This is a genomic window from Bacillus sp. JZ34 (genome assembly GCF_053903205.1).
In genome coordinates this window covers 3,349,966-3,369,998 of the sequence record NZ_CP096403.1, presented here as the reverse complement: position 1 = coordinate 3,369,998, position 20,033 = coordinate 3,349,966, and the positions used below count along the sequence as shown (strand labels likewise).

17 protein-coding genes and 1 riboswitch are annotated in these 20,033 nt (G+C 46.4%); of the genes, 12 read left to right on the top strand and 5 right to left on the bottom strand.

The genetic code is table 11. The features are described 5' to 3' along the window. The first annotated feature begins 176 nt into the window (after positions 1-176). From M1D90_RS17165 to M1D90_RS17155, 3 genes are read left to right on the top strand one after another with little or no spacing between them, the layout of a single operon-like run. Entirely contained in the window at positions 177-719 is a 543-nt protein-coding gene (locus M1D90_RS17165) for an ATP-binding cassette domain-containing protein (RefSeq protein ID WP_230631837.1), read from the top strand. 19 nt (positions 720-738) lie between these two features. Then, positions 739-1,662 (top strand): ABC transporter ATP-binding protein, encoded by a 924-nt coding sequence (locus M1D90_RS17160; protein ID WP_023856481.1) that lies wholly within the window; start codon positions 739-741, stop codon positions 1,660-1,662. Beyond that, positions 1,655-2,596: an ABC transporter permease gene (locus M1D90_RS17155; protein ID WP_101560629.1), complete on the top strand. Its 942-nt coding sequence runs from the start codon at positions 1,655-1,657 to the stop codon at positions 2,594-2,596. Before M1D90_RS17160 ends, M1D90_RS17155 begins: the two co-directional genes overlap by 8 nt. 116 nt (positions 2,597-2,712) lie before the next feature. Here M1D90_RS17155 and cspB read toward each other — a convergent pair whose 3' ends face one another. Beyond that, positions 2,713-2,913, bottom strand: coding sequence for a cold shock-like protein CspB (gene cspB, locus M1D90_RS17150; RefSeq protein ID WP_003155376.1), 201 nt, complete (start codon positions 2,911-2,913; stop codon positions 2,713-2,715). A gap of 303 nt (positions 2,914-3,216) precedes the next feature. Then, positions 3,217-3,330: riboswitch (SAM riboswitch) on the top strand. Between the two features lie 99 nt (positions 3,331-3,429). Here cspB and M1D90_RS17145 point away from each other — a divergent pair. The 4 genes from M1D90_RS17145 to M1D90_RS17130 all read left to right on the top strand — a co-directional run bounded on the left by M1D90_RS17145 (position 3,430) and on the right by M1D90_RS17130 (position 7,436). Next, positions 3,430-4,431, top strand: a complete 1,002-nt coding sequence (locus M1D90_RS17145) for a methionine ABC transporter ATP-binding protein (RefSeq protein WP_023856483.1) — start codon at positions 3,430-3,432, stop codon at positions 4,429-4,431. Positions 4,432-4,433: 2 nt separating this feature from the next. Further along, complete coding sequence (locus M1D90_RS17140) at positions 4,434-5,084, top strand: methionine ABC transporter permease (RefSeq protein ID WP_020450685.1); 651 nt, start codon at positions 4,434-4,436, stop codon at positions 5,082-5,084. Between the two features lie 21 nt (positions 5,085-5,105). Continuing rightward, a complete protein-coding gene (locus M1D90_RS17135) occupies positions 5,106-5,924 on the top strand; it encodes a MetQ/NlpA family ABC transporter substrate-binding protein (protein WP_149169340.1) in 819 nt (272 codons plus the stop codon). Positions 5,925-6,050: 126 nt separating this feature from the next. Then, on the top strand, positions 6,051-7,436 hold the full coding sequence (locus M1D90_RS17130; RefSeq protein WP_020450687.1) for an L-cystine transporter: 1,386 nt from the start codon (positions 6,051-6,053) through the stop codon (positions 7,434-7,436). Positions 7,437-7,481: 45 nt separating this feature from the next. On the opposite strand, the gene M1D90_RS17125 is transcribed toward M1D90_RS17130, so the two are convergent. Both M1D90_RS17125 and M1D90_RS17120 read right to left on the bottom strand, forming a co-directional pair. After that, positions 7,482-7,823: a hypothetical protein gene (locus M1D90_RS17125; RefSeq protein ID WP_020450688.1), complete on the bottom strand. Its 342-nt coding sequence runs from the start codon at positions 7,821-7,823 to the stop codon at positions 7,482-7,484. 47 nt (positions 7,824-7,870) lie between these two features. Next, positions 7,871-9,667, bottom strand: coding sequence for an alpha/beta fold hydrolase (locus tag M1D90_RS17120; RefSeq protein WP_456282923.1), 1,797 nt, complete (start codon positions 9,665-9,667; stop codon positions 7,871-7,873). 144 nt (positions 9,668-9,811) lie between these two features. On the opposite strand from M1D90_RS17120, the gene M1D90_RS17115 reads away from it, so the two are divergent. After that, positions 9,812-10,372 carry a YhcN/YlaJ family sporulation lipoprotein gene (locus M1D90_RS17115; RefSeq protein ID WP_396279054.1) on the top strand — a complete coding sequence of 187 codons (561 nt, stop codon included), beginning with the start codon at positions 9,812-9,814 and terminating at the stop codon, positions 10,370-10,372. A gap of 116 nt (positions 10,373-10,488) precedes the next feature. After that, on the top strand, positions 10,489-11,382 hold the full coding sequence (locus M1D90_RS17110) for a hypothetical protein (protein ID WP_456282922.1): 894 nt from the start codon (positions 10,489-10,491) through the stop codon (positions 11,380-11,382). Here the strand turns inward: M1D90_RS17110 and M1D90_RS17105 are convergent. Continuing rightward, positions 11,376-12,023 carry a spore coat protein gene (locus M1D90_RS17105; protein WP_020450692.1) on the bottom strand — a complete coding sequence of 216 codons (648 nt, stop codon included), beginning with the start codon at positions 12,021-12,023 and terminating at the stop codon, positions 11,376-11,378. The genes M1D90_RS17110 and M1D90_RS17105 overlap by 7 nt on opposite strands. Before the next feature lie 691 nt (positions 12,024-12,714). Between M1D90_RS17105 and M1D90_RS17100 the strand changes: the two genes are divergently transcribed. The 3 genes from M1D90_RS17100 to M1D90_RS17090 all read left to right on the top strand — a co-directional run bounded on the left by M1D90_RS17100 (position 12,715) and on the right by M1D90_RS17090 (position 19,032). Further along, a complete protein-coding gene (locus M1D90_RS17100) occupies positions 12,715-14,736 on the top strand; it encodes an ATP-binding protein (protein WP_411239087.1) in 2,022 nt (673 codons plus the stop codon). Between the two features lie 112 nt (positions 14,737-14,848). Then, positions 14,849-18,451, top strand: a complete 3,603-nt coding sequence (locus tag M1D90_RS17095) for a 5'-nucleotidase C-terminal domain-containing protein (protein WP_456282921.1) — start codon at positions 14,849-14,851, stop codon at positions 18,449-18,451. Continuing rightward, the gene (locus tag M1D90_RS17090) at positions 18,448-19,032 is read left to right on the top strand and encodes a class D sortase (protein WP_023856493.1); all 585 of its coding nucleotides are present in this window, start codon (positions 18,448-18,450) and stop codon (positions 19,030-19,032) included. The genes M1D90_RS17095 and M1D90_RS17090 overlap by 4 nt, the downstream gene beginning before the upstream one ends. 31 nt (positions 19,033-19,063) lie before the next feature. Here the strand turns inward: M1D90_RS17090 and M1D90_RS17085 are convergent, their stop codons facing one another. After that, entirely contained in the window at positions 19,064-19,981 is a 918-nt protein-coding gene (locus M1D90_RS17085; protein ID WP_035339123.1) for an RluA family pseudouridine synthase, read from the bottom strand. Between the last annotated feature and the right edge of the window lie 52 nt (positions 19,982-20,033).

The window sequence follows — 20,033 nt, the reverse complement described above, 5'->3', positions numbered from 1 at the left end:
TTTGCTTCTTGTCAATATCGCTGTCTTTTTAGGCTCCGTGTTTTTTCCACATGAGGTGATGTTCTTTCGAACGATAGATGAAGCGCTCAGAAAATATTCGGCTATCAAAAATTCATCCGGGAAATTTCCTTGTTGATCTACAATGCTTATGGATTATTCGAGGCGCTGTTCATCAAGTGCAGAGATTCTGGAGCATTTCTTTAAAAGCTGATTCAGCCAGAAAGGAGACGAAGAACATCGCCTATTTAACAGAGCTCGATATGTTCTACGATCCATTTCGGGTCAAGGATATGATTCACTTTTATGAAACCCAGTTTTCCGATTTCCGTATAAATAAAGCGTGGGACCTGTTAAAGGACATGAAAATCGACGGGGATAAAAAAATCGGCAAGCTTTCCAAAGGCAACCGGGGCAGGCTGAAGCTCGCGCTCACATTGGCGCGCGATGCAGCAGTCGTGCTGCTTGATGAGCCGTTTTCCGGTCTTGATCCGATGGTGAGAGAATCGATCGTCAAAAGCCTTCTTACATATTTGGAGCTTGATAAGCAGACAATCGTCATCGCCACCCATGAGATTCATGAAATTGAACAAATTTTGGATGAGGTCGTCGTCGTCTTAAATGGCCGAATTGAAGAAAAAAAGGATGTCGAACAGCTGCGCGAGGAATCCGGAATGTCGCTTTTGGAATGGCTGAAACGGTTTATTGAAGAAAAAAATTGAAAAGGCTGGAGGAGAAACAGTGGAAACACTTTTGGAATTAAAAAATGTATCAAAAACGATCAGGGGGAAAAAGATTATCGACGGCTTGAGCTTTGACGTGCGGGCAGGCGAAATATTCGGCTTCCTAGGTCCGAACGGCGCCGGAAAAACGACGACGATCCGGATGATTGTCGGGCATATGAACATCACCGCCGGTGAAATCGCCGTGTGCGGCGTCAGCGTAAAAGAAAATTTTGAAAAGGCCGCGCGGCATATCGGAGCGATCGTTGAAAATCCGGAACTGTATAAATTTTTAACGGGCTATCAAAACCTTCAGCAATACGCGCGCATGACGAAAGGCGTGACGAAACAGAAAATTGACGAAATCGTCGAGCTTGTCGGATTGAAAAACAGGATCAACGATAAGGTCAAAACGTATTCTTTAGGAATGAGACAAAGGCTTGGCCTGGCCCAAAGCCTTTTGCACGATCCGAAGCTCTTGATTCTCGATGAGCCGACGAACGGGCTTGATCCGGCCGGTATCCGGGAAATTCGCGATCATTTAAGAAAGCTGACGAGAGAAAGAGGTATGGCGGTCATCGTTTCAAGCCACCTGCTTTCAGAAATGGAGCTGATGTGCGACAGGATCGCCATTATCCAGAACGGAAAGCTCCGGGATATTCAGCATGTGCACGGACCCGCTCGGGATGAAAAGAAGCGCTATTATATTCAAGCGGATGACAATCAGGCTCTGATGCGGGAAGCGGCTGCCTTCAAAAAGATGAAGGTTGACGAAGCGGAAGGCGGGATAGAGCTCAGTCTTCAAAAGGATGAAGTGCCTGATTTGATCAAACACTTGTCAGACAACGGTGTCCGCCTATATGAAGTGAAGGCTGTGAACAAATCGCTGGAAGACCGGTTCCTGGAAATCACCGCAGAGAAGGAGGAAGCTCAGCATGTTTAATCTCATCGTAAATGAATGGATCAAAATTTTTAATCGAAAAGGCACATATGTCATGATTGCGATTTTGCTGTTATCTGCCATCGGGCTGGGCGTTCTCACAAAGATGATCGGAGAGACAGACCAAAACCCGGACTGGAAAAAAGAATTGATGCAGGAAAATAAAGATATGAAAGAACAACTTAAAGGGGTCAATAATCCGGCACTTGAAAAAAGCTATGAACGGTCGACCGCCATTAATGAGTATCGAATCAAGCACGATTTGCCGGAAGACGGGGACTATTCGGCCCTGTCGTTCATCAGCGACGCGAGCGGCAACATTCCTCTCCTCGGTCTGTTTGTGATCACGGTGGCTGCGGGAATCGTTGCGAATGAATTCAACTGGGGAACGGTGAAGCTGCTTGTCATCAGGCCGATCAGCCGCTTTAAAATTTTGCTGGCAAAATATTTTACAGTTCTGCTTTTTGCATTGGCTTTGCTTTTCATTCTGTTCGCAAGCGCGGGTATCACAGGCCTTGCTTTATTCGGGGCAGGCGACGGCAGCCAGGTTCACTTGGCGTACGCCGATGGAACCGTTGAAGAAAAAAGCCTGCTGCTGCACTTGGCCGGCAGCTATTTGCTGAATTCAATATCGCTTTTGATGATGGCGACAATGGCCTTTATGATTTCAGCTGTTTTCAGAAACAGCTCGCTTGCCGTAGGTATTTCAATTTTCCTTTTGGCAATGGGCGGAACGGTGACAAACTTGCTCGCAACGAAATTTGATTGGGTGAAATACATCTTATTTGCCAACACTGATCTCACTCAATACTTTGACGGATCTCCGCTTGTTTCAGACATGACGCTGGGATTCTCGATTGTGGTGCTGGCTGTCTATTTTATCGTTTTTCATGTGCTCGCCTTTGGTGCATTCACAAAAAGAGACATCGCTTCATAAGCGGTTTTCGCAAAAAAAGCCTGACGCCGGTTTTCCGGGCGTCAGGCTTTTTTTAAATATAAAAAGACTGCTGACATTCGGTCAGCAGTCCTGTATGAAGATCAGCGGTTCACAGCTTACGCTTTTGTTACGTTAGCAGCTTGTGGTCCGCGGTTTCCTTCAACGATTTCGAAAGATACAGATTGGCCTTCTTCCAAAGTTTTGAAGCCTTCGCCTTGAATAGCAGAGAAATGAACGAATACATCGTCTTGTCCTTCAACTTCGATGAATCCGAAACCTTTTTCAGAGTTAAACCATTTTACTTTACCTTCTAGCATGAAATTTCCTCCTAAAGCGATAACGCTTAAATTCACTATTCTTGCTCTAAAACAAACTTCCAAGACGAAAACTCTTACAAAACTTTCTTCTTAAAGATAGTTCGAACAAAAATAATTACCTTTACTTTACCAGTGTTTAAGCGAAATTACAACTGCTAAACACAATTTTTTTAAAAAAAGTGAAATTTAATAATCAGGGCGAAAAATAAAGCATTGAAAAGCGGGTTTTTGAAATTTTCACAATTCTGATTGACAACATTTCAAAGAAGCTGTAAAGTTAGGTAAAACTTCATGCATCAACACTTCTTATTTAGAGAGGCGGAGGGAATTGGCCCTATGAAGCCTCGGCAGCGGGTTCTGCATACAGCAGAATACTGTGCCACATCCAACAAGCCGTACGGGCTTGGAAGATAAGAAGAGAGCGGACCACTCTATTTACTTCGTGTCGTCTAAGGCTTCTTCTTATTTTTTAAGAGGGAGCCTTTTTTGTTAGCCAAAAAGAGGAGGAAGATCATCATGATTACATTTGAAGGCGTTGAAAAGGTCTATGAAAGCGGCGGACAGAAGGTTCATGCGCTCAATGGAATCGACCTTCATGTAGATAAAGGGGAAATATACGGCGTCATCGGATTCAGCGGCGCAGGGAAAAGCACGCTGATCCGCTGTGTGAACTTCCTTGAAAAACCGACGGCCGGAAAGGTATTCGTCGGCGGAAGAGACTTAATGTCTCTGTCGAAAGCTGAGATTCGAGCTGTTAAAAGGAAGATCGGCATGGTATTTCAGCATTTTAACCTGTTAAATTCAAAGACGATTTTCGCTAATGTCGCTGAGCCGCTCGCGCTTGTCAAAACACCGAAAGCCGAAATCAAGCAAAAAGTGACGGAACTGCTCCATTTTGTCGGACTTGAGGATAAAGCCCGCGATTATCCGGATCAGCTGTCGGGCGGCCAAAAGCAGCGCGTCGGCATTGCCCGGGCGCTGGCGACAAATCCGGAGGTTCTGCTCTGTGATGAAGCGACATCCGCGCTTGACCCGCAGACGACCGGCGATATTTTGAAGCTGCTGAAGCGCGTCAACGAACAATATAACATCACGATTTTGTTGATCACTCATGAAATGAATGTGGCAAAAGAAATCTGCGACAAAGTCGCGGTCATTGAAAAAGGAAGGATCATTGAATCAGGCAGCGTGTTTGACGTGTTTTCCGCGCCGGAAACCGAAACGGCCAAAAGCTTTGTCAAATCAGCCATCGACCACGAGATACCTGAATCGATTCAAAAATTAAATGTGAAGCATCTCTACCAGCTTCAATTTGTCGGCGAATCTTCCGGGAAGCCATTTCTTTCGCAAGTGGCAAAGCGGTTTGACGTAGAAGTCAACATTCTGCACGGAACGATTACAGAGCTTCAGGGAATTCCGTTTGGCAGTATGACGGTTGAACTGCAGGGGGAAGACGGTGAAATCGGGCGGGCGCTCGAATATATCCGCAGAGAAAACATTCGCATCAGGGAGGTATAAGCATGCTTGTTACATATGACCAAATCATTGACGCACTGGTTCAGACGATTCAAATGACGGTTTTCTCGCTTTTATTTTCAAGCGTGATCGGCATTCCGCTCGGCATTTTGCTGGTTGTCACAAGGAAGGGGCATCTGCTTGAAAATCCGGCAGTTTTTACGGTTGTCAATATGATCATTAACATTTTCCGGTCCGTTCCGTTTATCATCTTGATGGTTGCTTTAATTCCGGTGACAAGGCTGATTGTGGGGACGTCCATCGGCACATCGGCAGCGATTGTTCCCCTGACTTTTTATGCGGGGCCTTACATCGCAAGGCTCGTCGAGAACTCTCTGCTTGAAGTCGATCCGGGAGTCATTGAAGCCGCTGAAGCAATGGGAGCGACTCCGCGGCAGATCATCTTCCGGTTTCTGATTCCGGAAGCGCTCGGTTCGCTTGTGCTGAGTTTTACGGTGGCAACTGTCGGATTGGTCGGAGCGTCGGCGATGGCTGGTGCGATAGGCGCCGGCGGTCTTGGGGATTTGGCGATCACATACGGCTACCAAAGGTTTGACACGCTGACGATGATCATCACGGTTGCAATTCTCGTCATCGTTGTGCAGGGATTGCAGACATCCGGAAACGTTCTGTCCAAAAAATTGAGAAGAAGATAAACAGAGAGGGAGACAGCTATGATGAAAAAGTTCACATTTGTTATCATTTTACTGCTGCTTGCGGGAGTGATCGCGGGGTGTGCGGCAGACTCTGATGCGAAAACCATTAAAATCGGCATCAGCGGAACGGATACAAGAATCTGGGACTATGTGAAGAAAAAAGCCGAGAAAGAAGGCTTAAAGCTTGAAATCGTCAAATATTCTGATTATGTTCAGCCGAACCAGGCTTTGGCAGGCGGTGACATTGACGCCAATGCATTTCAGACGATATCTTACTTTAATGCATTCAAAAAGGAACGCAATCTTGAACTATCGCCGATCGGCACAACGATCATCGCTCCGATGGGCATTTATTCCGAGAAGTATGATTCGCCTGACGATATACCAAACGGCGCGGAAATCGCTGTTCCGAGCGAAGCGACGAACATGGGCAGGGCCTTGCTCCTGTTGGAGTCCGCCGGCCTGCTTCAATTAAAGGACGGATTTGACGGAAACGGAACGCTTGATGCGATTAAAGAAAATCCTAAAAAACTCAAAATCACAACGGTGGCCGCAGAGCAAACGCCGCGCGTGCTTCCCGACGTCGCTGCATCTGTTATCAACAACGGCATAGCGGTTGACGCTGGCTTCCATCCTGTCAAAGATTCGATTAAACTGGAAGACGAAACAGCGACACCGTACATCAACATTATTGCGGCCAGAACAGAAGACCGGGACCGTGAAGATTTGAAAAAAATCGTTGAGCTGTACCAATCAGACGATACCGCTGAATTGATCAAAAAAGAGTTTGACGGTGCACAGCTGCCGACTTTTGTTCCACTGAAAGACATCGGCGAATAAAATGTCAGTCGCGCAATTGATTCCCGGGTCATATATTGAAATACATCGATAATTCCTACTTGACCAATCAGGTTTGTTGTACTATAGTTTTTAAATGTAAAAAATTCTGGGGGTGCTTTTGTTACCATGACATTATTTGTTGTTATTAATATTATCGTCATGCTCGGCCTGATGGCGCTCCTTTATATGATGCAAAAAAAACATGTTTCGTTTTCTAAGCGGGTATTTACCGCTCTGGGAATCGGCATTGTTTTTGGATTCGCTTTGCATTTTATATATGGTTCGTCTTCAGAAACGATTACGCAGACATCTGATTGGTTTAATATTGCAGGCGGCGGCTATGTGAAGCTTTTGCAGATGATCGTTATGCCGCTTGTATTCATCTCGATTTTGGGTGCTTTTACAAAGCTTAAACTGACGCACAATATCGGAAAAATCAGCGGATTGATCATCGGCCTCTTGATCGCGACGACAGCTGTCGCTGCTGCGGTGGGAATCGCGTCCGCACTTGCTTTCGACCTGCAGGCTGTCCATGTGGATCAAGGCCAGGCAGAGTCAATGAGAGGGGCGGAACTCGAACAGAAATCGCAGGACATGGAAGCCAAAACACTTCCACAGCAAATTGTCGAGCTTCTTCCGGGGAATCCGTTTTTAGATTTTACGGGAGCAAGACCGACATCAACGATCGCCGTTGTTATTTTTGCGGCTTTCCTTGGAATCGCGTATCTCGGGGTCAATCGAAAACAGCCTGAACAAGCTGAGCTTTTCAAAAAGATGGTTGATGCCGTGTATGCGATCATTATGCGTGTAGTGACGTTGATTCTGAGGCTGACGCCTTACGGTGTATTGGCGATCATGACAAAAACGATTGCAACGAGCGATCTCGACAGCATTGCCAAGCTCGGCAAATTTGTCATCGCTTCATATGTGGCGCTGATCGTCATGTTCATCATTCACCTGCTGCTCATTACATTCAGCGGTTTAAATCCTGTCACATACTTGAAAAAGGCGTTTCCGGTCCTTGTATTCGCGTTTACATCTAGATCAAGCGCAGGCGCTTTGCCGCTGAACATTAAAACACAGCGCAGCCTCGGTGTTCCCGAAGGCATTGCAAACTTTGCCGGTTCCTTCGGACTGTCCATCGGACAAAACGGATGTGCCGGAATTTACCCTGCAATGCTCGCGATCATGATTGCGCCGACGGTCGGACAAAATCCGCTTGAGCCGTCATTTTTGTTCACGGTTATCGCTGTTGTTGCGATCAGCTCTTTCGGAGTGGCAGGCGTCGGCGGAGGTGCGACATTTGCAGCGCTTCTCGTCCTTTCGGCGTTAAATATGCCCGTAGCGCTTGCCGGACTGCTGATTTCGGTTGAGCCGCTCATCGACATGGGGCGTACGGCTCTTAATGTCAGCGGCAGCATGACGTCAGGACTTGTCACAAGCAAAGCAACAAATGAACTTGAAAAAGACACGTACCAAGACCGTACTAATATCATTGAAGCAGAAGTGTAAAAGAAGAACGGCCCGCACAGCTTGATTGCTCGTGCGGGCCGTTTTTTATGAATAGTTTTGGTCGTTATCGAACATCGTCTGGTTTGCAGTCTGATCGTTCATGACATTAACCGGGGCAGTCATATGGCTTGATTGATGCTGGTCGTTTGCCGTATGGCCTGACTGGCGATGTTCCTGTGACTGTCCTCCGGAATTGAAAGCCTGTTTGATCATGTCAGCCGGATTCATCATCATCTGGTTTCGGCCGTTACCTTGCTGTCGACCTCCCATGCCCTTCGCGAACATGCCTGTCAATCTTTTGCGGATTTCGGGAGAAAAAGCCGCGGTCAATGCAGCTGATCCTAAAACCAATACAGCGGGATGGATGCCTGATCTTCTTCTAAACAAAGGGTCAACCTCCTTTTTACGTATACCATCCCCAGTCCTGATCGGTTTTATTCTTCAAGCTGTGCCGCGAGATATAAGCGGTTACTTTCGAAAAATTCGAAAATTTTATGATAGGCTTTTATTTTATTTTCTCTTTTAGAAAAACCGTGCCCTTCATTTTCCAAAACAAGATACTCAATATTCCGCCCCATGGCTTTTAACCGATTGACGACCTGATCGGACTCTTCCTTTACGACGCGGGGATCGTTTGCGCCTTGGATGATCAGCATCGGCTGAGTCATATTCTCCAGGTATGTAACAGGAGAATCGGCTTTCAGTTTTTCATAATCCCGCTCAGGGTTGCCGACCCATTTTTCCATCATCGGCTGCCAGAAATCCGGTACGGATTCGACAAACGAAAACAGATTGCTGACTCCGCATATATCGACGACGGCGTGGAAATACTCTGGATGCCTTCCGTGAAGCAATAGCGACATATACCCTCCGTAGCTGCCCCCCATTAAAAAAAGTTTTTCGCGGTCCGCAAGCTTTTGATCGATAAGCCAGTCGATGCCTGCAGTCATATCGAGGCGCGGTCCGTCTCCCCAATCTTGTTCAACCATTTTAAAGAAGGAATAGCCGTAATTCGCTGATCCCCTGAAATTAGGGGCGAATAACTGGTAGCCCATTTTCGCAGCGAGTTGAAAGAGATCATAGAACATAAAGGTTTCTGCATCTTGCGGTCCGCCGTGCGGCCAAATAATCGTCCAGCCGTTCGCTTCTTCCGGGCCCGGCTTAAACAGCAGCCCTTCTATTGCGAGACCGTCAAAAGAAGGATATGTCACAACCTCCGGATATGACAGCTCCTGTTCGGAGAAACCCGGAACCGAATGTTTCGTTAATTGCCGCCATTTCGTCTGTCCTTTCGTTAATACATAGAGATTAGCCGGCCTGGTCGGCGTTGAGCCGAGAATGTACAGCGTGCCCGAAGAGGCGCAGTGTATTTTCGAAATGGATGTGCAAGGGCAGTCCACCTGCCGGCTTCCTCCTGTTGCTGTGTTGTACTCATACATCACCTCTTTGACGCCTTTTTTTCCAATCAGATAAAGGAAAGTTCCACTCGGATCAGCGTGGATGGCTGTTAAATCAGTTTTGTCAATCGAAAGCACCGGCGCAAAAATACCGGATGAAACGTTGTACAAGGCAAGGTATGAAAACTCGGCTTCGTAGTTTGTCGTGACGAATAACCGATCATCAGATGCAAAGCGGGAAGAATAAACCATATGAGGCAGCGTCTCATCGGGGACGATTCCTGTCGTCACACCTTCAGCGGTATGGATCATGCAGACATTGTGGCTGTTGACATAGTAGACATGGATGCTGACGGCTTTCTCGCCCGGGCTTACATCAGCCAGTATTGAAGTTCCGTCTTTTCCTTCAAAAATAAGCTCTTCTTTTTCAGCGAGACAATCGTATCTGTATGTATTTAAAAATGTCGGATTGTCCTTTGTGGAGGAGTAGTAAACGGCGTTTTGGACAGGGATGGGCTCGAAGTGGCGGTCCGTTTGATTTCCGTTTAATGAATGGAACGACCCGTTTTTTGACGAAAGCTTGTACAGTCCGCTTTGTTCGTTTCCGTCATGGTCAAAACCGGCATAGAGAATAGAGCCGTCGGGATTGTAGGCGATTCCTTTTGCATCCTGATTCAAGAATGACAGCTGGTACGGGTATGCATCGGGAAGATCCATCGCCCACAGGTTTGATGTTCCGTTGAGATTTGTATCAAAAACAAGCTGCGTCTCATTGGGATGTACCGCAAAGTCTTTAATTCGCAGCACATGCAAAATGCTTTTTGCTTTTTCCATTTTATATACACCTCCGGATTTATTTGGGTATTTTTACATTCAATAAGATCATAACAAAAGTCGCGTATAAAAAATATGCTTTAGACAAATAAATAACACGAAAAAGAAAAACCTATACGTCAATCATTAAAGGAGGCAATTTTAATGTTCAGTATGAAAAAAAGCGCGATTGTTGCTTTGCTCCTTCCGTTTTTGTTCACAGCCGGATGCGGCATGGCAAACCAGGGGGCGGATAACAACCGTCGCAACCAGGACAATGCGCTTCAAAATGTAACAAACAGAGATAACGACCGCACGAATGTCAATGACGGCAGAAACGTCAACGACCAAATGAATGTGACAGACAACCGCGATGCCAACCGGGATAATAATAATATGGAAGTGGCGGATAAAGCTGCAGACAAAGTGACGGAACTGAAAGAAGTAAGAAGTGCAAACGTCATTACGACAAACCGCAACGCTTATGTAGCGGTCGTTTTGAAAGGCAATCCGAAAGGCGACGTAACGAATGAGCTGAAAGGGAAAATCTCGAAAAAGGTTAAAGAAGCAGACAATAACATCAACAATGTATTCGTTTCGGCAAATCCTGATTTTGTTGACCGGATGACAAATTATGGCGACAGAATCCAAAATGGCGAACCGATCGAGGGCATGTTTGAAGAATTCGGTGAAACGATCAACAGAATTTTCCCGAATCAAAGATAATGAAAAGCCGCAATGAGCGGCTTTTTTTGTTGGCTGCTTTTCATACAGGCCACTTCCTGAACCTTCCCGCATAGTGTGTAGTACAGTGAAGCACATTGCGGATGGAGGGATGATATGTGACGGGAGAGATGAAAGCAGCCTTTATTTTAATTATGGCGGGCACTCTATCCGCTTTGTTATTGGCCGTTTTTGTCGTGTTCAGCCAAGAGAGCCCTGAGGCAGCTGTTCTTTCTGGGAAAAAAGAAAAACTGAAAGAATCGCTGAAAATGCTTAAATATGAAAGTGTCAGCATTTATTACGCTAAAGAAGATAGGACGATCCTGGAGCTGACAAAGGAGACGCTTCGGGATGCAGCTGACTTGAATCGGGAACTGTTTGCGAATCCTCTTCAAGACAGCGTTGATTTGATCTTTTTTTCAAACCGCGATGATATGGAGTCATTTTCAAAATTAAAGGATATCACCGGATTTTACTCAAATGATATGCGGATGATCGGGCTGTTGCTCGAGGAGAAAAAGCATCTGAATAGCAGCGAGGGATTCGCCGTCTTCCTGTACAAACGGGTGCTGATACATGAGTATACCCATTATGCTTTTCACGTCAAGCTGAGAGAACTGAATGCCGACCCGGCAGCTTATCCGCTTTGGTTTCACGAGGGAGTGGCGGAATGGGTTTCTGCGCATGACGCCGTAGAAATCCGGACTTTGCCGTCAGCCGTTCCTTTAAGCAAGCTGAAGACCGACCGGCAGTGGCAAAAAGCACGCATTGGATATGAAACCGATATTTATTTGCAAAGTTATTATTTGATCGAAGAGCTCGCGGAGAAAAAAGGAAGGGGTATCATCCTCGACATTATAGAGGAAACGGCTGCTCGGGGAAGTTTTGAAGACGGATTTAAGGCCGCCGTCGGTCAGTCTTTACCGGGCTTTGAAAAAGAATTCAAACGGAAATATGAAGCGAAAAAAACGGCACGGAACGTTTCTCTTCCGTGCCGTTTTCATTATCAATGAATAGGTCTCTGCTGCCCGTTCGGAGGCATTTGCGGCTGACCTTGCACCGGAGCGAATGCTGAAGTCATCTTCTGCATGTCTTGCGGTGCAAGCTGAGGAACTTGATAGTACCCGTGTTTGTTCTGATAAAGGAAAATTTCATAAGCCATTTCGATATAGTGAGGAATCTGGTCTGCGAGAACCCTTCTGCAGACAGGGTTTGTCACTTCGGGAGCCGCCATGGCCAATGCCGAACAATTGGTTTTCATCAAGCCGAGCATAAAGCTGCTGATACAGGCGTCATCAATCGCCTGCACGGATTGCTTCGGCTGTTTTGGCTGGGCATCTTTTAACCCGTAGACAAATTGGCGATCCTCTTTCATCATATATGTTGCCGTTTCCTGGCTCGGCTTTTGCCCCGTTCTGAAACATTCTGTTGTGATGTTGTACTGAGACGAAATAAACCGGTGCTGCCTGTCCAAAATATCGAGCAGCTCCGGATCTTTGACATGCTCTCTGAACATCATATATTGCTCAAGAACGCCGATCATACCGGACAACACTTCATGCATGTCAAACACTTCGTGGCCCCCGTGATTCATATGCTGCATTCCTTCATTGCCTTGATTGATTTGCATTTGCGGCTGGTTTTGCTGTTCCACTCTAACGTATCCTCCTTAAATGTAATTCAACTATTATATTTCGTTTTTGCCGTCATGTTTATTCAAAAAAGGAATAATCGATAAACTGGATTTAAAGGGATTTTATTCTAACCGTCGAATAGTTTAGTTCAGAGAAAATATTATGGGGGTCTTGTGTTCAAAGACAATATATCATCTCATTGGTCGAAAGTGGAAATGAGGTCATTTTGGCGTCAAACTGAAAAAAACTGAGGATCAGGAGAGGAAATTCTGGCCGGTTTTGAGATCCCTCGTACCTTTGTAAACGGAGCACATATCTGCCGGGCGATGATGAAATGTTCATGCATGCTTCCGGCAGTTAAAGGAATTCGATGAGTGGATGGATGTCTGATATCCAAAAAAACAAATGAGCCGAAACAGGTCGGATTCAAATAAAGCCTGCCGGAAGAAGAATAAAAGACGGATGTCGGTCTTGTGTTCATGCACTTTTGTTTAAATATGGACTGAAAAACAATCGATTTGCAATGCCCGGGTGGATATCGGCATGAAGAACTTTGGCATTTAAAGAAGGTGCCTGGAAACTTTTTATTGCCCCTGCGCGATCTGTAAAGGATTCTCCCTCCGTAAATGATTTCAGCTGCCAATCATCATGAAAATGCAAAAAAGGTGTTTTCCTTTTTGATTTTGCACTTAGAAAAGGAGGAGTTTTGTAATGCTGGGCTCAAGTGAGACGGTTGGAAAAATGTCAGGTTTATTTGGTAATGATTCTGTGTATCCGAAGGTGCAAACAGAAGTATATAAAAAAATCAATGAACTGAGTGGTTTTCATAGGCTGGATGATATTTATCTTTCCTTGATCGACCAGTATATGTTTCCTTGTCTGATCCTGAATGACCGGGGAGAAATTGTCGCGTCCTCAGAAAGTGCCGATCAATATTTGAAAAGTTCAAAAGGCAACATTCATCAAGCTTTTCCCGCGAGCTTATCCGTGCAGGTCAATGCCGCTTTACAACGGGCAAAAAAAGAGAAAAAAGTGTCGTTTAAAAACGTTCCGATTTATTTAAGCGGAGAACTATCCTTTGTTCATTTGACATTAAAAAGTTTCTTCCGCCAGTATCACAAGCTTTATGTGCTGTTTATCGAAAAAGCAAAAGAAGAGGCTGCCCGCGCGCCGGTATCCGGCGGAGAGGACGGCCAGCTTCATCTCCAACATCTGTACCGGACGGTAAAAGAGCTCGAAGCGTCCAACGACGCTTTGGTGTCCGCCAATCAAAAGCTTCAGGAAGAAAACAAAAAATTAACAGCGCTAAACAGGGCGTTTGAAAAGAAAGTGAATGAGCTGAACACCCTTAAAAATGATCTGAACAATCTGCTGACGAGCACGAACATCGCCGCCGTTTTTTTGGATCAGGAATTGAAATTGAAATTATTTACGCCAGAAGCCGCCAATATGTTCGACCTGAAAAAGGAGGACCTTTCAAGGCCTGCCGATAAGCTGACAGAGAGGTTCAACTATGAGGAGTATGCCGATGACTTAAAGCGGACGCTTTATGAAAACAAGACGGTCGTAAAAGAGTTCGAAATGCCAAACGGCGGCTGGTATGCCGTGAAAATGATGCCTTATTATGCTTCGGGGAAAAAGATTGAAGGCATTGTTGTCACGTTCACGAATGTCACTGAACTGAAAAAGACAAACGAGGCCCTGCACATCAGCTCACAGGCTATTGATCAAAGTCCGGCCAACATATTGCTCACTTCGGTCGACGGTTCGGTTACTTATGCAAACAAACGCTTCTGCCGGATGCTCAGAAAACAACAGGATGACATCATCGGCAGGGATGTATTTGACATTTACCGCAAGCATTTTCACTGTGATGATCTCCATCGCTACTGGAAGCACGTCCTTGATAAGAAACCATGGTCAGGGGATCTTCATTACCAGGATGGGGAGCAGCAGGACAGGTGGGAGCAAACCTCCCTTGTTCCTGTGGAGGACAGCGCAGGGAACGTGCATCAGGTGATGCTGATATCCGAGGACATTACAAACCAAAAGCGGTCTGAAAAAATGCTTATGAAATCGGAAATGCTGTCAGCGGTCGGGCAGCTCGCGGCCGGGATCGCTCATGAAATACGGAATCCCCTCACATCTCTGAAAGGGTTCCTCCAGCTGATGATCCAGTCTAAAAAATATCAAAAAGACTATGCGGAAGTGATGATGTCCGAATTCATCAGGCTTGAAGCGATTATCAACGAATTTCTCGTATTGGCCAAAACAAAATCGACTACATTTGATCCGGTTCAGGTCAACTCGATTGTTGAAGATGTCTGCATGGTATTGGAGTCGCAGGCCGTGCTGAACAATGTGCGGATCGAGAAACAGCTGAGCGGAGATCTCCCTGAGATTCTTGCTGTATCAAATGAACTGAAACAGGTTTTCCTCAACATATTAAAAAATGCGATCGAGGCGATGGAGGATGTTGAAGGCTTTATCACAATACGTTCCTACTTTGAAAAAGACAGCGTATTCATCACCTTTGAAGATCAGGGAAAGGGCATCTCAAAAGATGTGCTTGAAAAGCTTGGGGAGCCATTTTATACAACGAAGGAAAAAGGAACCGGGCTCGGATTAATGGTTACATTTAAAATTATTGAAAATCACGGCGGAAGCATTCATTTTGAAAGCGAGGAAGGAAAAGGAACGACCGTAAAATTGAAGCTTCCGATTAAAGAATGAGAATGCGGTCATCCCTGTTCTCATTCTTTTTTGAAAATTTTACAAAAAAATTATATGTTCTTTATCATCATCAGATAAACTTGACAGGAAGCAAAAAACGGGAGGCGAATATATGGTCAATGTTCTAAAGTGTCGTTTTTTAGCTGGTTTGACGATCACCCTTATGATGATTGCGTCTTTTTTAGCGCCGTTTGCGGACGTATCGCGCGCTTCAGAAACGATTACCGTAGAAGAAGCGATTAAGCACAACGAAGGGCATGCAGCCGTTGAAGGGTATGTCGTCGGGCATACTGTGTCGAGCGGCCATTATCGTTTCAGCGGAAATTTCGCCAACGATTATAACATCGCAATCGCAGATAAAAAAGAGGAAACATCACCTGAGAACATACTCCCCGTGCAGATACCCGCATCTTTCAGAGACCAGTTCGGTTTAAAGACAAACCCTCATCTCATCGGAAAAAAACTCATCATTGAAGGCGAACGCTCTACATATTTTAATTCCCCCGGTTTGAAATCCGTTCAATCCATCACATTTTCCGGAGGCGATGCGCCGCCAGTCCAGCCGGAGATCAAAACGATAGCCGAGGCGCGCAAGCTTTTAAATGAAACGGTCAAAATCAAAGGAATCGTCACTGCGGATCAAGCAGCTGTCGGAGGAGGAAAACTGTCCACATTTATTCAGGACGACACGGCGGGAATCAATATTTATTCCGCTGTACAAGGCGATTTTCCGGAGCTGAAAGAGGGGATGTCTGTCTCGGTCACAGGGAAGATCACGACATTCAAAGGTTTGACAGAAATTGTTCCTGTACCGTCAGGCATTGAAGTAACCGGAGAAGGAGCGGCACTGCCTGACCCTGTTCCGTTGACCATTAAAGATGTGCTCGATCACGGAACGGCAGCTGAATACGAAGGCCGGCTTGTGAAGATGAAAGGCTTTATTGAAACAAAGCCGGATACGCCGGCAGGCGGCGGCTATAATATCACGATGATCGATGAAAACTATCATCCGCTCACACTAAGGGTGATGGAACAAACGAATGCCGCCGAATCGATAGAACAAGGACAATGGTACGAAATTACCGGCGTGTTAAGCCGTTATGATACGGTGCAGCTTCTGCCAAGAAAGCAGGACGACCTTCAGATATTAGACGGCGTCGGGCATCCTCCCCCCGCTGCTGAAGGGGAATACGAAAGTGTTGTCGAACGAGTTGTTGACGGGGATACGATCCACTTAAAAGAGCCGGTTCTCGGATCTACAAAAGTCCGCTATGTCAACATAGATACAGCCGAAACTTATCATACACCGAAAAATGAATTAGATGAAAACCAGCTGAAGCATGGAAACAAGGCGAAGGAATATTTGCAGTCTATATTGGCTCCGGGAGACAAAGTCACTGTGAAGGTGGGCAAAGAAGCAAAAGACAGCTACGGCCGCCTGCTTGCCCAAGTCATCACTGAAGACGGCGTCAATACGAATTTGCAGCTTGTCCAAAAGGGGATGGCTGTCACCTATTTCATTTGGCCGATTGGAAGTGATGAAGACTATCAATTGTTTCAAAGCGCCGTCAAAAAGGCGAAAGACGAGAAAATCGGCATTTGGAATCCCGCTGATCCCCTCCTCGAAATGCCGTTTGAATTTCGTGCCAGGGAGCAAGGCAAAGGGCTGACGCGGCACGTCGGAGACTCTGCGGAAAAAACGTATGTCGTGCCTGAAAAGTGGCGAGAGATTCCGGTGGAAAGACGAATTTTCTTTGCGACGGCTGAAGAAGCGGAAGCTGCAGGCTATTCGAAAAAAGAGCAAAGCGGCAATATTCCGCTGCGTCTGTTAAGCATGAATGATCTGCATGGAAAGATCGATCAGCAATATGAGCTCGATCTAAACGGCGATGGCCGGACGGATGGAACATTCGGCAGGATGGATTATGCAGCAGCATTAATCAAAGAAAAAAAATCCGAACGTGAAAATACGCTGATCGTCCATGCAGGCGATATGATCGGAGGAAGCTCGCCGGTTTCTTCCCTGCTTCAAGACGAACCGACAGTTGAAGTCATGGAGGAAATCGGATTTGACATTGGAACCGTCGGGAACCACGAGTTTGATGAAGGGACCGAAGAGCTGCTGCGCATGTTGAACGGCGGCGAACACCCTGAAGGGAAAGGGACAAGTGGTTATGACGGACAGAATTTCCCGCTTGTCTGCGCCAATTGCAAGTTGAAAACAAGCGGGGACAGCTTTCTTCCTCCATATGAAATCATTGAAGTTGAAGGAGTGCCTGTCGCTTTTATCGGCGTCGTGACACAGGCGGCTGCCAATATGGTCATGCCCGAAGGGATTCGCTCAATTGAATTTACAGATGAAACAAAGGCCGTCAACCAGGCTGCAAAAGAATTGAAAGCGAAAGGGGTCCGGGCGATAGCGGTGCTCGCCCATATGACAGCTTCCCAGGACGGCGGAGTTGTGACCGGTGAATCAGCCGAACTTGCCAAAAAAGCAGATCCCGAGATCGATGTTATCTTTGCCGGCCACAATCATGAAGTGGTCAACGGCCAAGTCAATGATATTTTAATCGTTCAAGCATACGAATACGGGAAGGCAATCGGTGTTGTCGATCTTGAAATCGATCGGGAATCGAAAGACATTGTTCAAAAGAAAGCGGAAATCGAATATGTGAATCAGGAAAAGCTCAAGCCTGATCCGGCGGTCGGTCAGATACTGGATAAATATGAGCAGATGGTTGCGCCGATCATCGGTGAGAAAGTCGGTGAAGCAGCGCGCGATATGGCAGGAGGCTATTCAAATGACGGAGACACCCCTCTCGGAAATCTGATTGCTGACGGCATGCGGCACGCGATGAATTCAGATTTCGCATTGATGAACGGGGGCGGGATCCGCCAAGATTTAAAAAAAGGAACGATTACATGGGGAGACTTGTTCAATATCCAGCCTTTCGGCAACGTACTCGTCAGGCTTGAAATTAAAGGAAGGGATTTATACGATATTATAGACGCGCAAATATCCCCATCATACGGTCCGGATTACTCGATCAGCGGCTTTACCTACACATGGAACCCGAAAACAAATAAAACCGCGGATATCTTTCTTGAGGACGGAACGCCAATTGATTTAGACCGGACATATACGCTGACCGTAAACAACTTTATGGCATCTGCTTCGGGCAGCAAGTATTCGCCGATTTCCCGGCTTGGAAAAAATTCGGTCACAGGGCCGGAGGATATCGAAGCCACAGTAGAATTTGTCAAAAGCTTTAAAGAACCGATCGCTTACGCTGCCGAAGGACGAATCAAAAAATTAGCAGAAGATGATTCGCGTCCGGGAGAAGAGCCAGCTGATCCTGATGATGAAGAAAAACCCGGAAGCGGAGGCGCTGATCCGAATGACGAAGAAAAACCGGCTGGAGATAAGGGCGATGGAGAAAAGCCCGGCAATGACAGCGGAGAAAAGCCGGTTCATGGCGATACGTCAAAGAGCGGAGCTGCTCCTGTTGCAGGCGTGACGATCGGTGAAGGGGCGGATGCGCCGGAGGAGAAGATGGACGGTCTATCAAATGATGCGTTTCTGTCAGATTCGCGTGAAGAGCACAAGCTGCCCGATACGGCGGCCTTTTACGGCGGTTTCCTTTTGTACGGCTTCCTGACGTTTATGTTTGGAGCGATTCTTTATATGCGGAAAAGGGGTATTGCAAAACTATGAAAGTCAAGATGTTATCGTTTCTGCTTATGACGGCGGGGCTTGCCATTTTTGCATACGGCGGCTGGAAAATATTCGATATGAACAGACAGACCGATATTTCTTTAACTGCAGCAAAAGAAGCCATTGCATCGAGTCAATCCGTCCGTTCAGCAAAGCATCCCTCAGCGCCCGCATCGTTTAAACCCGACAACGGCGAAGCGGCAGGCATCCTCCATATTCCCAGACTGGACGCTGAGCTTCCCATCGTTGAAGGAACCAGTCCCGATGATTTGAAAAAAGGCGTCGGTCATTATAAAGACAGCTATTATCCAAAACAAAACGGGCAAATTGTTCTTTCGGGGCACAGGGATACGGTTTTTCGCAGAACAGGAGAGCTTGAAATCGGAGATAAGCTGAAAATCGAGCTTCCATACGGAAGCTTCGAATATGAAATCACACACACGAAAATTGTTGATCAAGATGATACATCCATCATCACGCTGCAGCACGAAAAAGAAGAACTGCTGTTAACGACATGCTATCCGTTTTCTTATGTCGGAAATGCGCCTGAGCGCTATATTATGTATGCAAAACCGCTTTAAGGCTGTCCTTAATGGACAGCCTTTTTTATGTTTAATCAATCGTGCCGAACAGTCGTCCGATTTCGTCTTTCAAGTCATCCGGCAGCGGTGCTGTGACAGTGACGGGTTCTTTTGTGATCGGATGGGTCACATTGATTTCGATCGCGTGAAGAGCCTGCCTCGGAAAAAGCCCCTCTGAACCGCCGTATAAAGTGTCGCCTGACAAAGGATGGCCGATGCTTGCAAGGTGAACACGTATTTGGTGGGTTCGGCCTGTCTCCAGCTGCAGCCTGCATAGTGTAACATCGTGCCGGCTGTCATACTCTTTCGATTCAAAATGGGTCACGGCGGGCTGTCCGGAATCGGACACCCTTCTTCTGACGGGGTGGTACCTGTCTCTGCCGATCGGCGCCGAAATGGTTCCTGTTCTTTTTCTGAATTTCCCTTCCGCTACAGCTAGATATGTACGCGACAGTTCTTTTCTTTGCAGCTGTTCGTCTAAAAGGGCGTGGGCGAGGCGGTGCTTTGCAAAAACGACAGCGCCGCTCGTATCCTTATCAAGACGGTGGACGTGCCGGACTTTCCGCTCCTCGCCGTTCATTTGAAAATAAAACGCCACAAGGTTGCTCAGCGTACCGGTCTGGCCAGCTTCATTCGGATGTGTCGCCATTCCCGCCGGCTTATTGACAATGAGCATATGATCATCTTCAAACAGAACGGGAAGTTCCCCGTATTCAGGGACGATTCCGCTTTCTTCCTCCTCCCTGAGATCGATCATCACGCTGTCTCCGCTCTCCAGCCGAACGTTATGATCTACGGGTTTATGATTCACTTTAATTTTCTCGTTTGCGACCCAGTATTGAATGACAGGCTTCGATGCTTTCGCTTCTCTTTTTAGAAATGCAAATAAATGTTCGCCGTCATGCCGGCTGCCTGCACTAAAGATTAAGCCGTGGTTTTTTTGGTTCATTTTTACTGCTCCTTTCTGTAAAAAGCGTTCAGCCATTAGGAAACACTTACCT

What these genes read in the sequence shown, in the direction of transcription:
- M1D90_RS17155 (WP_101560629.1), top strand. Translation starts at nt 1,655, where the DNA reads ATGTTTAATCTCATCGTAAATGAATGGATCAAAATTTTTAATCGAAAA.
- M1D90_RS17130 (WP_020450687.1), top strand. Translation starts at nt 6,051, where the DNA reads ATGACATTATTTGTTGTTATTAATATTATCGTCATGCTCGGCCTGATG.
- M1D90_RS17095 (WP_456282921.1), top strand. Translation starts at nt 14,849, where the DNA reads ATGGTCAATGTTCTAAAGTGTCGTTTTTTAGCTGGTTTGACGATCACC.
- M1D90_RS17140 (WP_020450685.1), top strand. Translation starts at nt 4,434, where the DNA reads ATGCTTGTTACATATGACCAAATCATTGACGCACTGGTTCAGACGATT.
- M1D90_RS17145 (WP_023856483.1), top strand. Translation starts at nt 3,430, where the DNA reads ATGATTACATTTGAAGGCGTTGAAAAGGTCTATGAAAGCGGCGGACAG.
- M1D90_RS17090 (WP_023856493.1), top strand. Translation starts at nt 18,448, where the DNA reads ATGAAAGTCAAGATGTTATCGTTTCTGCTTATGACGGCGGGGCTTGCC.
- M1D90_RS17120 (WP_456282923.1), bottom strand. Translation starts at nt 9,667, where the DNA reads ATGGAAAAAGCAAAAAGCATTTTGCATGTGCTGCGAATTAAAGACTTT.
- M1D90_RS17085 (WP_035339123.1), bottom strand. Translation starts at nt 19,981, where the DNA reads ATGAACCAAAAAAACCACGGCTTAATCTTTAGTGCAGGCAGCCGGCAT.
- M1D90_RS17135 (WP_149169340.1), top strand. Translation starts at nt 5,106, where the DNA reads ATGAAAAAGTTCACATTTGTTATCATTTTACTGCTGCTTGCGGGAGTG.
- M1D90_RS17100 (WP_411239087.1), top strand. Translation starts at nt 12,715, where the DNA reads ATGCTGGGCTCAAGTGAGACGGTTGGAAAAATGTCAGGTTTATTTGGT.
- cspB (WP_003155376.1), bottom strand. Translation starts at nt 2,913, where the DNA reads ATGCTAGAAGGTAAAGTAAAATGGTTTAACTCTGAAAAAGGTTTCGGA.
- M1D90_RS17115 (WP_396279054.1), top strand. Translation starts at nt 9,812, where the DNA reads ATGTTCAGTATGAAAAAAAGCGCGATTGTTGCTTTGCTCCTTCCGTTT.